General features: G+C 33.8%; 17 protein-coding genes and 1 pseudogene. 12 read left to right on the forward strand and 6 right to left on the reverse strand.

Going from position 1 to position 15929, the window contains the following annotated elements:
* Positions 1-253 precede the first annotated feature (253 nt).
* The 3 genes and pseudogenes from AC3WOM_RS24755 to AC3WOM_RS24765 all read left to right on the forward strand — a co-directional run bounded on the left by AC3WOM_RS24755 (position 254) and on the right by AC3WOM_RS24765 (position 1755).
* Positions 254-694, forward strand: coding sequence for a hypothetical protein (locus AC3WOM_RS24755; protein ID WP_492448776.1), 441 nt, complete (start codon positions 254-256; stop codon positions 692-694).
* Between the two features lie 57 nt (positions 695-751).
* Positions 752-1376 (forward strand): annotated as a pseudogene (locus tag AC3WOM_RS24760) (MBL fold metallo-hydrolase).
* A complete protein-coding gene (locus AC3WOM_RS24765) occupies positions 1345-1755 on the forward strand; it encodes a VOC family protein (protein WP_492448777.1) in 411 nt (136 codons plus the stop codon). Before AC3WOM_RS24760 ends, AC3WOM_RS24765 begins: the two are co-directional and overlap by 32 nt.
* Positions 1756-2359: 604 nt before the next feature.
* Here the strand turns inward: AC3WOM_RS24765 and AC3WOM_RS24770 are convergent.
* The 5 genes from AC3WOM_RS24770 to AC3WOM_RS24790 form a co-directional block, all read right to left on the reverse strand.
* Entirely contained in the window at positions 2360-2548 is a 189-nt protein-coding gene (locus AC3WOM_RS24770; RefSeq protein ID WP_492448778.1) for a hypothetical protein, read from the reverse strand.
* A 34-nt stretch (positions 2549-2582) separates the two neighbouring features.
* Positions 2583-3047 carry an NUDIX hydrolase gene (locus AC3WOM_RS24775; RefSeq protein ID WP_492448779.1) on the reverse strand — a complete coding sequence of 155 codons (465 nt, stop codon included), beginning with the start codon at positions 3045-3047 and terminating at the stop codon, positions 2583-2585.
* A gap of 224 nt (positions 3048-3271) precedes the next feature.
* Positions 3272-4384, reverse strand: coding sequence for a Ger(x)C family spore germination protein (locus AC3WOM_RS24780; protein WP_492448780.1), 1113 nt, complete (start codon positions 4382-4384; stop codon positions 3272-3274).
* Positions 4381-5469 (reverse strand): GerAB/ArcD/ProY family transporter, encoded by a 1089-nt coding sequence (locus AC3WOM_RS24785; protein ID WP_492448781.1) that lies wholly within the window; start codon positions 5467-5469, stop codon positions 4381-4383. The genes AC3WOM_RS24780 and AC3WOM_RS24785 overlap by 4 nt, the downstream gene beginning before the upstream one ends.
* Before the next feature lie 30 nt (positions 5470-5499).
* Positions 5500-6939, reverse strand: coding sequence for a spore germination protein (locus AC3WOM_RS24790; RefSeq protein WP_492448782.1), 1440 nt, complete (start codon positions 6937-6939; stop codon positions 5500-5502).
* A 557-nt stretch (positions 6940-7496) separates the two neighbouring features.
* Here AC3WOM_RS24790 and AC3WOM_RS24795 point away from each other — a divergent pair.
* From AC3WOM_RS24795 to AC3WOM_RS24810, 4 genes are all read left to right on the forward strand, one after another.
* Positions 7497-8249, forward strand: a complete 753-nt coding sequence (locus AC3WOM_RS24795; protein ID WP_492448783.1) for a GNAT family N-acetyltransferase — start codon at positions 7497-7499, stop codon at positions 8247-8249.
* 309 nt (positions 8250-8558) lie between these two features.
* Positions 8559-8897 carry a cupin domain-containing protein gene (locus AC3WOM_RS24800; RefSeq protein WP_492448784.1) on the forward strand — a complete coding sequence of 113 codons (339 nt, stop codon included), beginning with the start codon at positions 8559-8561 and terminating at the stop codon, positions 8895-8897.
* An 84-nt stretch (positions 8898-8981) separates the two neighbouring features.
* Positions 8982-9665 carry a VOC family protein gene (locus AC3WOM_RS24805; protein WP_492448785.1) on the forward strand — a complete coding sequence of 228 codons (684 nt, stop codon included), beginning with the start codon at positions 8982-8984 and terminating at the stop codon, positions 9663-9665.
* 105 nt (positions 9666-9770) lie between these two features.
* The gene (locus tag AC3WOM_RS24810; RefSeq protein WP_492448786.1) at positions 9771-10763 is read left to right on the forward strand and encodes a zinc-dependent alcohol dehydrogenase family protein; all 993 of its coding nucleotides are present in this window, start codon (positions 9771-9773) and stop codon (positions 10761-10763) included.
* A 52-nt stretch (positions 10764-10815) separates the two neighbouring features.
* On the opposite strand, the gene AC3WOM_RS24815 is transcribed toward AC3WOM_RS24810, so the two are convergent.
* A complete protein-coding gene (locus AC3WOM_RS24815) occupies positions 10816-11811 on the reverse strand; it encodes a PLP-dependent cysteine synthase family protein (protein ID WP_492448787.1) in 996 nt (331 codons plus the stop codon).
* Positions 11812-12112: 301 nt separating this feature from the next.
* On the opposite strand from AC3WOM_RS24815, the gene AC3WOM_RS24820 reads away from it, so the two are divergent.
* From AC3WOM_RS24820 to AC3WOM_RS24840, 5 genes are all read left to right on the forward strand, one after another.
* Positions 12113-12877, forward strand: coding sequence for a formate/nitrite transporter family protein (locus AC3WOM_RS24820; RefSeq protein ID WP_492448788.1), 765 nt, complete (start codon positions 12113-12115; stop codon positions 12875-12877).
* 219 nt (positions 12878-13096) lie between these two features.
* Positions 13097-13465 (forward strand): hypothetical protein, encoded by a 369-nt coding sequence (locus AC3WOM_RS24825; protein WP_492448789.1) that lies wholly within the window; start codon positions 13097-13099, stop codon positions 13463-13465.
* Positions 13466-13661: 196 nt separating this feature from the next.
* Positions 13662-14087 (forward strand): GatB/YqeY domain-containing protein, encoded by a 426-nt coding sequence (locus tag AC3WOM_RS24830; RefSeq protein ID WP_427549157.1) that lies wholly within the window; start codon positions 13662-13664, stop codon positions 14085-14087.
* A gap of 129 nt (positions 14088-14216) precedes the next feature.
* On the forward strand, positions 14217-14792 hold the full coding sequence (locus tag AC3WOM_RS24835; RefSeq protein WP_427549158.1) for a TetR/AcrR family transcriptional regulator: 576 nt from the start codon (positions 14217-14219) through the stop codon (positions 14790-14792).
* A 72-nt stretch (positions 14793-14864) separates the two neighbouring features.
* Positions 14865-15803 carry an SDR family NAD(P)-dependent oxidoreductase gene (locus AC3WOM_RS24840; protein WP_492448790.1) on the forward strand — a complete coding sequence of 313 codons (939 nt, stop codon included), beginning with the start codon at positions 14865-14867 and terminating at the stop codon, positions 15801-15803.
* Positions 15804-15929 lie beyond the last annotated feature (126 nt).

A 15929-nucleotide genomic window follows, 5' to 3' on the forward strand; every position in this document is an offset into this window, starting at 1 on the left:
CGTTTCTTGAAGGTATCGTGGTGGAAATCTGCCCACATTTGGCTTCGAAAAATCAAAGGAAAATGCGTACCATAAGGGATTTCTCATCTCTGTTGTCCTCGTCAAAGGTTATAGTAAAAAAATGGATGTTCACTACCTCTGCTTACGTGTCTTTGTTTTTTTCTAATTGTAGAAAAAAATAAAACTGAAATTTCGGTTAATATTTATGCGATGCTAGTGAAAAAGAGTCAATAATATTATGAAGGAGTACTCAATGTTACAATCATTTATTCAAAGAATAATAATTTCTATTATTTCTGCAATAATTTTTTCTTGGGTCTTAAGTTTATATTTGGGCTATACTCCAATCGAGGAGGAAGTAAGTGAAACGGGCGGATATTCATCTAAAACATTATTCTGGATGTTTATTGGATATTCATTAGTTATCTATGGGATTTTGGGAGTTATTATTTCTTGGATAATCGACACTAAAATTCAAAATCAATTAAATCAAGCAGTACTCTATTGTGTGAGTGGAGCAATCATAGGAGGAATAGTATACTTATTAACTTCTGCTGTTACATATATGAATAGACTTCTTATCTTTATTTTGATTGGATTTTTTGCAGCACTTTTATACTTTATACTTCTGAAAATCTTAAATTTGATAGTTTTCAAAAAAACGAAATCCGACCTCTTGAAGTTAGCAAAATAAATGGATTAGCAGGAACTTTTTGAAGGGAAACAGAACTTAGTATTTAGGCTAGATAGTATATGGAACTCTAGTGTAATTAATCACCAAGGATTTATTATTCATCCGACTCTTTTATGTGATCAAGAAATGGCTGTTTTATTAGACATTGGATTTCCTAAGCAAATGGAGTATCTACGTTGGCAATTGAAGAAATAGGCATACCGTTTGATATATCATTTTGACGCACCAGGATATTGATCATATCGGTAGTATTCCTGAGCTATTACTGGAAAGGGGAGGTAATATCAAAGTTTATTCTCATCAACTGGATAAACCTTATATCCAAAGAGAAGTTCCTTTGATAAAAAATGGACATCTTGAGAACCTTCCTAGGGGCAAGGTGATTGAAACCTTAAAAGATGGGCAAGAATTACCGTATTGTGGCGGAATTCGTTATTCATACACCAGGACATATAAACTTATATTTACAGCACAGTAAAACGTTGATTGCTTACAGTATCAATCGAGTAATAAATGAAGCTCAGCTTTCTTTAAAGAAATACTTAGAGTTCGATATAGATTTCGTGATTTGTTTCACAGAGGTCTAAGTAAGGGAAATATTAAGGAACAAATTCAAAAAGTAATTTGTTTAAATTTTGGAGGTGCGGAAAATGGCTTTTCAATCAAAAAATATTTTTATTAATTTACCGGTGAAAGATTTAAATAAATCTATTCAGTTTTTTCGGGAGTTAGGCTTTGAGTTCAACCAACAATTCAGTGATGAGACTACGGCGTCTATGATTATTAGCGAAAATATTTTTGCATTACTCATGATAGAAAACCGTTTCAAAGAATTTACTAAAAAGGACATTACGGATACCTCAACTTCTGCAGAAGCGATTTTTTGTTTATCAGCCGAAAATCGGGAGCAAGTAGATATGTTGGTAAACCAAGCAATGGCGTCTGGTGCAACATTCTATAGTGACCCTCAAGATCATGGATTCATGTATGGATGGGGTTTTCATGATTTAGATGGACATATCTGGGAAGTTGTTTATATGGATGAAAGCGCTATAAATTAAAAAAACTCGATATCCATAAATCGTCTATATCTTGGAAGGGCTTGGAGGCTATCAGGATGAATTTCTAGAAACCTTCAAAACGAAAAGAATACTCTGAGGTTGTAATTAACGGTTAGGATATGCAAATCGAGGTATTAATAAGGCCAGTTTGCATCCTAACCATTTTTTACATCCGTTAAAAACAAGATGGTCTCACCAAATTCAGGGATATTGTATTTCTAATTTTTTGACTTGATATAAATAAATATTTTTTTGCTATAGGTTAAAAGCAAATAGATTAGAAAGACATTGATAAAAAAATAGAGCATATGAAAATGAGTTTGTGTAAAAATAGTTGGTGTAAAGAATGACCATGCTGATTGTATTTCTTGTTGCCCCTTATAACTGACCCAACGAATTGGTCCTCCAAAATCATTAGATGGATAAGATACGAGAAATATAGAAAAGATGGTTAAGCAAATACTAGTCCACAATAATTTCTCTTTACTGGTTATTTTCATTTTAACACCAAATTTCATATTTTTTATTATTTGAATCTATTCCTGATGCTGAAAAAAAGCTAATTTAGGAACACAATTTGTTCAAAATGAGCAGGCGAGATTAATTAATTCCTCTGTTCATCCTTCCATCTCATATAAGATTTACGATAAATTGGTATTAGGGCTAAAATAGCTACTGCTAAAATTAGTATAAGTGTATATTTATTGGAGGTGTCTATATTTTTGCCCATAAAGAGAAAACCAACCGTTAATCCAATAATAATACTTAAGATACTCGTTAGAATGTTTCTCAATTTATATCCACCTCTTCTGTATTTTTAAATAGAATTAATTTACAATAGGTAACTTCACATTATTTACCCAATCCATAATAAAATTTTTTTGTCGAGGATTTAACTTAGAAGGTAGCTCATTTCTGGCAAAAAATTTATGTTCTCTGCTTTCCTCTGATTTTTGTATTACTTCACCTTTAAAATCCAACGCTTTAAAAATAATTTGAACACTATAAACTTTATCTTTATTTGGATACTCTGCAAAGCAGTCTTTACCAGAATAAATTCCAAATAGCTCCAAATTAAAAACCTCTAAACCAGTTTCCTCAAATACTTCTCTAATAGCTGTTTGTTGAAATGTTTCACCTATTTCCATTAAGCCACCAGGTATACACCAATTGTCTACATCTAGTCGATGCTGTAATAATATTTTATGATCCTTTTCAATAATAACACCACAGCCTATTGTCATTAATGTTTCATGACCAATAAAATTTCTCATAAATTGTATATAATTCATTGTTAAAAACCTTTCCATAGTAAAATAATATAACAACTGTATCAAATTTCCTGTGCTATGTCATCGAAAGCTTCCTATACGTTTTTGAAAAAAATTATAAATTGATTTGGTTTGAGATGGTTTTATTATCCATATGAAAAGAACTTACTAACTTTTTGACTTAAAAAGTAGCAGATTCTTAGTTTAATTCATTTGCTTGATGTGATTTGTTTATACAGATAAACTTATTTTAATGTGCCAGTACTTATAATCGATGTTTGTACATGAATATCAAATTCTAGATTATTTAGAATTTTATCTGTTAATTCATTTGTCCATTGCCCATGATAATACCTGCGGAAATTTTCACTTAATCCGATTGGATCGATATCTTGTTCAATTGTTTTTTGAATAAAATTTCGAATCTCTCGTTCAATTTGTTTACTAACATCTTTTTCAAGCTTTGATAATTTGGCTGGTGTATTTAAATTGTTCTCTCGTTTTCCTTTATATTCACTTAGAGTCCCTTTGATACTTAAATTAATAGACAGCTTAGGTGATTCGATATCTTTATTGCTTTTCATTTTTACATCGTTCTCAATTAAATCAAGAAAAACCTTTTCTGTTTCATTATCTTGATCCAATACTATTGGTAACGGAGATAGCTGCTTTTTTCCTTGTAAAGCTTGAATAACTAATGCTTCATGAGGTGTAATTATGTTGTGCATATGTTGATTTTTAAATAGGGCCACCCCTTTTATTTCTACCTTTTCATGCTTTTTTTCTAATACTGGTAAAATGGAGTCAATTACAGGATTCGTTTGTGTATAGATAAAATCATGAATATTCGTATTTGGGTTAAAAGCGGTGTTAATGCTTGGCTGCAATAAATCATTTAAATAAAAATCAATTTTCGGCTTGTCGGGATAATTGCCATTTAACAAGTCTTCACAAGAAGAACCTTTTACAACAGCTAGTAAAACCTTATTTCCTACCTCAGCGCTTCTATACAGGTGTTTTACAATCTTTTCTACATTACCCTTTCGTGCGAATTCCTCATTAATCAGCACTACCCGTAATTGATTTAAAATAATTTTTTTATCAGAGAGTCTTTCCACTTGAAAGATTCCATCAGATACTAGCTCCGTCTCGATCGTGAAGATTTGAACATTTTGTTCTACATCTGGTAGGAATTGAGGAATTGCTACGCTTAGCTTAGTTGTATTTTCGTCGATATAGTCAAAAGCTAACACACCAACCATTCCCAGCTTTTCTAATGGAATCTTCTCCTCTGGTGAAGAGCAACCAGTCATTAGCATGACACAAATTATTAGTATTGAAATAAGACCTCTTATCATTGAGCCACCTTCTTTTTCCGTAGCAAATATACAATTCCTAAAAAAATAGGCCAAATAATAATGATATAACCCACATAATAACTACCTGTGAAGAAATTCTTTTGAAATTCCTGCGAAAAGGGCATATCAGCGAGACAAAATACAAGAATTGGAATGATCAAAGAGAGATGCTTTATATTTTTTAGATTTTTGGTCACCAACGATTCTAATCCTTTCTTTGCACACCATGCATAACCTGAAACACCGCATAAAATGTGAAACACCCAGAGAGTCATGCCCAAAATATCAATTCTCTCGATAAATGAAAATTCACCAGCTTTAAATAAATTTAAAATTGTAAACTTTACATTTTTTAGTTGCCATTCAGAATAGTACATCACACTAACAGAAGTAGAGAAAACATAGAGAGCAATACTAATCCAAATACCAATGAGTGAATGTTTAAAAGCCTTTTTTTGATGAATGATATATGGAAAGTAAAACATAATTAATTCATAGCCTAAAAGAGAAAAATAGCCATTTTTTAAGGCATCAAAAAACGCATGACTTGAGAAATTAAGAATAGGTAGAAAATGGCTGACATCTCCTTTTTCAATGGCCCATCTAGTAAAATAAACAAGACCTAGTGTAATGAAAAAAGTTAAAATGCAAAAATTTGCAACGGATTTAATGCCGCCTTTTAAAATATAAAGAAACAACATGATAATAAGCAGCACTGGTAGAGTAATGTTTTGCTCCGGTAAAGCAGTGCTCTCTATTAAATTCATATAATCACTAATAATACCAGCAGTAAAAATTGTGAATTGTAGGGTGAAAGCTAAATTAATGCATTTACCCAACCATTTACCTAATAAAATTTCATTGATTCGAAATAAGCTTTCATTTGGATATTTTGAGCAGAGCCAAACCATTGGCCATAAAGTTATACTAGCAATAATTCCCATTATTAATGGGAAAAATGCTTGGCTATATCCTAAAGAACTTAGCTTTTGAGGTAGAGAAAGAAGTCCTGTACCAATCATTAGACTTTGTGCTAAAAAAATTACATGATATTTATTTAATGATTTTTGATCAATTGTAGTCAATTACCATTACCTCAACTCCCAGAAAATGCTCTATTTTTTTGGTGATTTGGCAATCCCTTTTTTAGCAATAATAAATCTGATAGGAAATCTGACAACACTATCCAGTAAATCTGTAAGCTTTCGAGGGATAAAAGGTGCAATATAAGGTGTTCCGAGTGATTTTAGATGCTGTAAATGGATAATCAACCAAGCCAGGGCAATCATTTGTCCAAAAAGTCCAAATAAGCCAGCGGAAATAATAAAAATATAGCGAACTACTCTACTGGTGTTACTCATTAAAAAATAAGGTGGCAGGAATGAAAGGAGAGCTGAAGTAGCAACTAGTACAACTAAAATATTACTAATAAGCCCTGCTTCTACAGCAGCTGTACCAATCACAATCCCGCCAACAATACCAATTGTTTGCCCAACTTTTGCAGGCATTCGGGATCCCGCTTCCCTTAATACTTCTATAATGAGCTCAAGAAATAAAACTTCAAAAAGTGGTGGGAAAGGTACTTTACTTCTTGATTCTTGTAGATTTAATAAAAGTTCATATGGTAATATTTCGGGATGGAATGTTAATGCTGATATATACATCGGTGTAATGATAATTGTTAAGAAAAATCCAAAAAAGCGTAGAATGCGTAGTAATGATGCTGTTGTCCAACGATTATAATAGTCCTCAATTGAAATGAACATTTCAAAAAAGGATGTTGGGCATATAATGGCTGATTGACTATTATCCATAAAAACAGCGATTCTTCCATCAATTAAGTACTGGCTAACACTATCTGGTCGAACAGTCATATAATATTGTGGAAAAGGCGACAAAGGATTGTCCTCTATTAATTGTTTCAATATAGAGATATCAGTAAATGAAGGGTAATTAATATTGTTAATGCGATGTTTAAGATTGTCTAAATTTTTGTGATTAACAATATCCTCCATATACATGATTGTTATACGAATATTTGCCTCTATGCCGATTACATAATTCTCATTTTTAAGCAAGGGATTGCGAATACGTCTTCTCACCAGTGAAATATTCGTTTCAAGCGATTCAGTAAAGGCATCTTGTGGCCCAATGACTGTTGATTCTATTTCAGTATCCGTTATAGCCCTAGTTGGTGCACTATACGTATCAATACTTACTAGCTGTTTAGTGCTATGAAAATATATAAGCGTTTGCCCTGCATTTAATTTACTTTCGATTACTTTATCGTCTGTCCCATCAATCCAATCTGAGATTTGATGAATTTGATGGATATAATTTGCTAAAGGTGTATAAATCATTGTTTGTAAAGTGAGCTGCTCTACCAATGAATAGCAGTAAATAATAGTAACAATGCCTTCATTAGTAGGGATTTTTTTAAATAGCACATCATCAATATGCTTAGTCTTTGTCTTCAGCAAAGTAAGAGTGTCTACGCTTGATTTTTTAGCCAAATATTCATGTAAAGGGGTACGTATTAATTTTCTGTATCTCAAATGTATCCCTCCATTTCTAGATAATAGAATTTTGACCAAAAAGCATTGGAATTAAACAAATTTGACTGAACAATTTATCTTGATTCATCAGAATATTTCTACCTTTATAGGTGACGAGATGAATGTGATTTTTTCCTATTCAGCGGGCTTACAAACGACTGCTGAAATAGAGGCACTCAGACTAAGAACCCCACGTCCTATGGCAATTTATCTGTGCGAAAGCGAAGCGACAGCAACAACACGGTTTTATCTGTGCGAAAGCGAAGCGACAGCAACAACACGGTTTTATCTGTGCGAAAGCGAAAAGCGACAGCAACAACAACACACAACTGAATGTCCAACATCATATTGGTTCAAAGCCCCTGGCAGATGTCACGGATTTCGAAGAGGAGCTTTTCGAGTTCACTCGAAAAAATCCGGACACAATGACTTTGGAAGTAATTAATTCAGATTTTCTTTGTTTCTGAAAATGGGTAATTAAACCAATATATTTCCATCTGGTATAATACTAGGTAACAGAGATTAGGAGTTTAGAAAGGGCAGAGGTGAATAATAAAGTGGAGTATCTTCAAATGACAAGCAATCAGATTGAACAGGAGCATATATGCTGTGCGCTTGGTGCTAAACAATACGAGCAAGCAGTAATAGAAAAGAAAAAATGGTTAATGGATCGCATACATGATGGCTTGATTTTTTATCGATTGAATGAACGTGCAAAGGTTTTTATCGAATATTTACCTGCACAGCATGCTTGGGCTCCTATTGAGGCACCGAATTATATGTATATAAATTGTCTATGGGTTTCAGGTAAATATAAAAATCAGCATCATGCTAGTCGATTACTTGAAAAGTGTATAAAGGATGCTAAGGCGCAGGGAATGGATGGGATTGTACATATAGTAGGAAAGAAAAAACTTCCTTTTTTAAGTGATAAACGTTTTTTTGAGCATTTGGGATTTAAAATTGTAGATTATGCAGCACCTTATTTTGAGCTAGCTGTCTATAAATTTAACGATGTGGCTGTTGAGCCATCATTTAAATTACATACGAGCGATCTAAAATCTCAGAGTGATGGCATAATCATATATTATACTGCTCAATGTCCCTTTGCGGTAGGTGTTATAAATGATTTAAGGGATGTTACTGTGAAAAATGGCATTCCTTTTCATGCATATCAGATAACCACAAAAGAGGAAGCACAGAATGGTCCTATTATTTGGACAACCTTTGGATTATTTTATAATGGGCAGTTCGTGACACATGAAATTATGAGTGTCAATAAATTTGAAAAGTTTTTAAACACATTATGAGTAAGCATTTATGTCCTTTTCAAGAAAAGTAATATCATAGCAAAAACACAAATACCTAATAAATACCCGAGGCTAATTGACCAAGAGAAAAAATCAAATAAGATATATAAAAGTATTGTTGTAGACAAAAAGCCGAGAGTGATACCAAATAACTGTTTTTTGACATTCATTCTTCTCTCTCCTAACATGATAAATTATGATTGTTTGTAGTGGTATCTATATTATATAGTATGTCCATAATTTTAGTAATTGGTAGGGTGCAGAAATAACCTATATGTTGGATAATATTATAGGAAGGTGGTAATCATTTTGAAAATAAACAAACAAAATGCAGCGCATTATAGTTGGGGAGAGCAATGTGATGGCTGGCATTTAGTTAAAAATAATGAGCTTAGTATTATTCATGAGCGTATGCCTGCTAAAACAGCAGAAACTAACCACTATCATCATCATGCACAACAATTTTTCTTTATGCTGTCTGGCACCGCAATAATCGAAATTGACGGTGATCCCATTACTTTACAAAAAGGTGAAGGAATTGAAGTTCCACCGCTAACAGCGCATCAAATGCGAAATGATACAGGAGAAGATATAGAGTTTTTAGTTATTTCACAGCCTAATAGTAGAGGCGATCGTATTCCACTATAAGATGATGTTCATTCTTTTGCATGAGGTATTCATTTACTGAGTCTAGTATAGTAAATGAGACAAAGGGCAGGGGAGATGCTTACAATGAAAATTACTAGAGTAAAGCTATATGCATATGATTTACATAAAATGAAGGAATTTTATAGTACACAATTAGGATTTTCATTAATAAAAAATACAGATGATTATTTTTCTGTTGCCGTTGGTGAAAGTACGATCACGTTTGAAAAAGTCCATGCTTCTGTACAAAAGCAATATCATTTTGCCTTAAATATTCCATGTAATTTATTTCAACAGGCAAAAGGTTGGGTAAAAGAGCATGCGGAAATACTGTTTTCAGCTGAAGAAGATGAAGTATATTTTGCCACATTGAAGGCCTTTTCTTGTTATTTTTATGACCCAGAAGAAAATATTATAGAGCTTATTGCAAGACAGGAAGTAAATCCTAAAATAGATTCACTGTCTTTTTCAACCGAGCATGTGCTAAACATCGGTGAAATGAATATCACAACAGATACTATTTATTTAGTAGCAAATAAATTAAAAGAATATGGGATTATACCAATGAATAATAATGAAATTCACGTGGATAGTCTTTCGTTTATGGGAAATTATGAGGATGGAGCAAATCTATTATTAGGACCAAGTGAACGTATATGGTATTTTTCAAATAAAAAAGCGATTGTTAGTCCAATGGAGATAGAAATTAACAAACAACTACTACTACATATGAATGAGAAGGCTGAGTTTACAATTACGCGACTATAAAAATATTGTTTACTAGATTAACAAAAGCACTTATATTTGAAGCGTGATCCCAATGCTTAGGTATGAGGTTATTTTATGAATAGTTGAATAAAGGAGTCCTATTTATTGAAAGCAAAAAGCATTAAATACTATGAATTTGGAAATCCTCTGGAGGTTTTAAAATTTGAAAATAAAACGATTAAGCCTCCACAAACACAAGAAATTCTCGTTCGAATGCTAGCACGACCTATAAATCCATCTGATTTAATACCAATTTGGGGGAAGTATGCTCATCGAATTTCTTTACCAACTATTCCTGGCTATGAGGGAGTAGGAATCGTAGAGGATGTAGGTCCGTCTGTTGCTCAAAATCTTATCGGCAAACGTGTATTACCATTACGAGGAGATGGAACATGGCAGGAGATTGTTCAAACAAGAGCTGAATTTGCCGTACTAATTCCAGATTCAATCGATAATTTTACCGCAGCCCAAATGTATATTAATCCCATGACGGCTTGGGTTACTTGTACAGAAGTACTAAAACTGCAATCAAATGATGTTTTATTAGTGAATGCCTGTGGATCTGCTATTGGTCATATTTTTGCTCAGCTAGCAAAAATAATTGGTTTTCAGCTTATTGCGGTAACGAGAAATAATAGATATACAGACGATTTAATTCAGCTTGGCGCTTCCTATGTAATAGATACCTCTATCACACCGCTCTATGAGACAGTAATGGAAATTACTAATGGCAGGGGTGCTGATGCTGCTATTGATTCCATTGGAGGAGTAGCTGGTAACGACCTTGCTTTTTGTGTAAAACCTGAAGGGGAATTTTTAGCGATTGGTCTTTTATCAGGTATACAAGTGAATTGGCAAAGTATTGTGAAAGAGGCAAATGTTAAGGCAAATATGTTCCATTTAAGACATTGGAATAAGCAGGTTTCGGTAGAAAGATGGCAAGATACATTTCATCAATTAATTAATTTAGTGAATAGTGGTATGTTAAAAATGATGGCAGTTGATTCTCATTATGATTTGTTAGATATTCAAAATGCAATAAAGGTTGTGGAATCATCTAAAACAACTAAAGGAAAGGTTTTTCTAACTAGCTATTAAAATCTTTTAAAGAAACGAAGGGCTTGCTGTTATACCCTTCGTCTGCTTGTTCTTAAAATAAGTCAGTTGATAAATAACGAAGACCAGTATCAGGAAGAATGGCCACTATCCTTTTTCCTTTATTTTCAGGACGTTTTGCGAGTATAGTAGCAGCGAATAAGGCAGCACCTGATGAGGTACCTACTAATAGACCATCTGTTTTCGCTACTGCTCGCGCGGCTTCGTAGGCTTGAACAGTCTCTACTTCTATTACTTCATCAATGATCTCTAAATGAACATTCGATGGAACACGTGCCTCATCAGCATCAGAGAAGCGGTGAACACCTGTGATTTCAATAATATCTGGATTATCGACGGTTGCAATGGAGTTAATAGCTGGCTCTACACCTATAATTTGAATATTGGGATTTTTAGATTTTAAGAAGGCGCCTGCACCACTTATTGTTCCGCCTGTACCTATTGAGGCTACAAAAATATCAATATCACCGTCAGTATCATCCCAAATCTCAGGACCTGTTGTTAGCTTATGAATGTTTGGGTTGGCCTTATTGTCAAGTTGATTGAGAAATACTACATTTTCCTCCCGATCAACGATGGTTTCTTTAAAAACTTTGATTGTTTCCACAAAATCACCATCCGTCTCCTCAAAGGCCGCTACCATTTCTGGAACATCAGAAAATGGCACTACCTCAGTCCCATATGCCTTCACAACCTTTGTACGCTCCTCACTTACCCCATCCTGCATGTAAATCCGCAGCTTATAACCCTTTGCGGCTGCAATTGCCGCTAAGCCAATACCAGTATTTCCACTTGTCGTTTCAATAATTGTTTTGCCCTTTGTTAAAACACCACGAGCTTCAGCATCCTCAATCATAGCTTTCGCAATACGATCCTTCACACTATTAGCTGGATTAAAGTATTCTAGCTTCACAATAATTTCGGCTTCTAGCTGTTGCTCTTTAACATATTGATTTAAGGCCAAAAGCGGGGTATGCCCAATTAACTCCGTAATGGATTGCTTTATTTTATTTGCAATTACTTGACCCATCCGATCCACTCCTTTTTACCCACTTAACAAACTTGAATTGTAGGAATTAAACGAATCTTATCATTTGAAAGGTTTTTGAGCAATGATATTCCTAATAGAAAGATTGAAAAGGCTGATAGAAATAATTAATGTATTCGTAATATCAACTTTTATAATTATACAAATTCATTTTTGGAAAGTGTAGGTAAACTCTGGTAAAAGTTATCTGTTTCAGCTTAAAATAAAATCCTTACATTGGTATTTTTGGAGTCCATAAATCAGTTATGATATGTATAGTTGATGTTTGTTCGGGGGGAAAAAAATGAAAGAAACAATATCCGAGATTTGTATAACTGCGGAAACAAAAATAACAATGATGAAGCAAAGACCTGTCAATTATTTATTGCAAGCAATTTTAGGTGGTCTTTTTATCGGCTTTGGCATATTGCTTATCGTCACAATTGGTGGTTTGTTTGATCCTGCCGGTGTACCAAGTATGAAGGTTGTACAAGGTTTATCATTTGGTGTGGCACTTAGTATGGTTATGATGGTTGGTGCAAATTTATTTACGGGGGATAACTTAGTTTTAACAATCAGTACATTATCCAAAAAATCTTCACCTCTAGAAATGATAGGTATTTGGATATTTAGCTACATAGGGAATTTTTGTGGCTCCCTAATAGGCGCTGGGTTATTTTTTTATGCAGAGCTTGCAGTGGGAGATACAGCTGCTTATATTGAGAAAATAGCTGCTGTTAAGATGAATACTGGATTTGTCGAGCTGTTATGCCGAGGAATTTTATGTAACCTACTTGTCTGCTTAGCAGTATGGTGTGCTTATAAATTAAAAACAGAAGTTGCAAAATTAGCTATGATTTTTTGTTGTATTTTTCCATTTATTACTTCGGGATTTGAGCATAGCATCGCCAATATGACATTATTTTGTCTTGCCCTTTTTATACCTCACGGTGAACTTGTATCGTTTGCGGGAGCCATTGCCAATTTAGTACCTGTTACAATTGGAAATATAATTGGTGGAGCAATTATTGGCATTATCTATTGGATAAATGGTAATGAAAGATTTTAATATCATGAAAATTAGTATGTTGTTAGTAAAAGTAGTAGAGAAGTCTATTATGATATTAATAGCTAGACTCGTTCTTTCGATATTTTGACTTTAAAATAAATCCTAGATAGAATGGAAAGAAGAGTGGTATATGTAATACTACTTTCTTTTCCTACAATGATAACAATGCTGAGAAATTTATAGATAGAATGAAGAATGATAGAGAGGAGGAAGAGAAAAATGGGGCAGGAAGTGAACCAACATACCATCCTTCAAGCAATTTTGGAGCTCTCTACGCAAATGCAGATTATGAAATCTGATCTTCAGCATCAAATTGAAGCGGTGGAAGTTAGATTAGTAAAAAAGATTGATGCGGTTGAAAGAAAATTAGAAGAAAAAATTGATGTGGTTGAAAGAAGATTAGAAGGAAAAATTCATGCAGTTGAAACTAGATTAGAGGAAAAAACAAATTTACTGCAAAGCAGATTAGATTCAGTAGAACAAAATTTAAGTCAGAAAATAGATAGTATGGATACGAAGATGGAAATATTATCTCTAGAGTTACTTGAAACAAAAGCGGATGTTCGTATGCTGAAGCGAGCAAAATAAATTTTAATCACCGTATCCTTCGAGGCTACGGTTTTTTTATCTACATGAACAGGCAACTCCAGACCTTTACTCCAAAATTAGTGTAGTAGAAGATGTATAAACAGGAGTATAGCCTGCACTTAGGGATGAGAAAACATCTCTAATTCACTTTATGGTATAATTTTTTTGAAATATATGGTCTAAAGGAGTGACAACATTGTTAAAAACAGAGGTATTTGAACAATTAAAAAATGCCATGAGAGAAAAGAATGCATTGGCAAAAGGCGTATTGTCGCTGTTGAAATCTGCCTTAGATTTAGCAGAGAAGGAAAAGGGAGAGGCATTATCCTCTGAAGAAGAAATTGCTATTATCAATCGTGAGGTAAAGCAAACAAATCAGGCTTTAGAGGGTGCTCAAAATGCAGGAAGAGCTGATTTAATTGAAAAAGAAGAAGCAAAATTAGTGCTATTAAAATCATTCTTGCCGAAGCAATTAACGGAAGAAGAAATTAAAGAAAAACTTGCAGCGGCTGGAATCGTTAAGGGAATGGGCATGGGGGACGCAATGAAAATTGCAAAATCTTTGTTAACAGGTCAAGCTGAAGGTGCAGTTATTTCAAAAGTTGTGAAGAGTATTATTTAATGTGATAATGAAACGAATTTCCTTTCGAAAGGGGAAATTCGTTTTTTATAATAGGGTTTTAACGGGTTGCTAAATAAAATAACTAATAGTACACTATTAATTAACCACTGGTCAAAATAGGAGGGCATTATGTCACCGCGTAAACCATCAACACAGGAATTAACAAAAGAAATGATTATACATGAGGCACATAAGCAATTTATTGCGAAGGATTTTCACCATGTATCAATGCGCAGTATTGCTAAGGAGATTGGCTGTAGTCATGGGGCGATATACTATCATTTTAAAAATAAAGCAGAAATATTTTATGCTATTTTAGGTGATTATTTTTCTGAATTAAACACTACTTTACATAATACAGTGAATGGTCCTGAAGATAGTTCTACTAAACTGAAGAATATTTTTGTAGGCTATATGGCATTTGGTTTAAATAATCAAAGTCAATATGAATTAATGTTTATGGTGAGGGACAAAGAAATTGACGGACTCTCTCAAGAGGAAGCAAATCTTAGTTATGAAAAATTTGCACAATCCGTACAAGCTTTAGCAGAAAAGGAACTGCTGCTTTCAGATATCCATTCTACATTTATTGCGCTGCATGGATTTGTAGCACATTACCGTCATTATGTTAAAAATTATGAGGAAGCAATGGAAGCAGTAGATGTACATGCAAAATTTCTTCTCAAGGCATTAATTAATGATTAGTTCTAGGTACAATTATCTAGAACTTTCTTTAAGTGCTTATTTGACCAATGGTTAATTAAAGGGGGAATTATAATGAAAACAGCTTTAGTTATCGGGGCATCTGGTGGAATGGGTTATGCTCTTGTAAATGAATTAGTCAAGCGACAAATAAAGGTGAAGGCATTTGCACGACGCAAAGAAAAACTAGTGACATTATTTCGCCATTCCAAAAATGTTGAAATCATTGCAGGTGATATTTTTAATGAGCAAGATATTAGCCAGGCATCAAAAGGAGTGGATGTTATTTTTCATGCAATAAGTTTTCTGTATCAGGATTGGGAAAAGCTCCATATACCATGCCTAGAGATGGTGTTAAAAATAGCTGAAAACCAAGGAGCGAGGATAGCACTTGTCGATAATATATATGCATATGGGAAACAAGCACACATAGGTGTAACGGAGGAGGCAGTGAAGAGGCCACATACAAAGAAGGGGAAAATTCGGTTGGCTATGGAAAGTAAATTAAAAGAGAGCCATGTACCTTCCCTAATCGTTCATTTCCCAGATTTGTATGGACCAAATGCAGAGAATACCATGCTCTATGAAACATTAAAAAATGTTGTACAAGGCAAAAAAGCTAATTTTGTAGGAAATATGCAGGTAGAGAGGGAATTCCTTTATACAGTTGATGGTGCAAAGGCTATGGTTGAATTAGCATTAAGAGATGATACATACAATCAAAATTGGAATGTGCCAGCTACACATGCAATTTCCGGGGGACAATTAGTAGAAATTCTCAGACAATTAACAGGCTACAAGAAAGGGATCCGTACTGTATCTAAAGGAATGATACAATTAATCGGAATCTTTTCTCCGTCAATGAAGGAAGTGGTTGAAATGTTTTATTTAACAGAAGAGCCAGTCATTTTAAGTGGGCAAAAATATGAAAAGGAAATTGGTCCATTACCACGTACTTCTTATAAAGCTGGCCTAGAAGAAACTATTTCATGGATGCAACTGAAGAAAGGATAATACCGACAGCCATAAAAAATCCGCTATATTTCTGTGAAAGTATAGCGGATTTCATAGTGTTGAAAAACTAAATGGTCAAGGGACTCTTTGTGAACACTACTAAGTCAAATGAAGGTGATTTCCGTT

It is taken from the genome of Lysinibacillus sp. FW301-JW8, assembly GCF_058788755.1.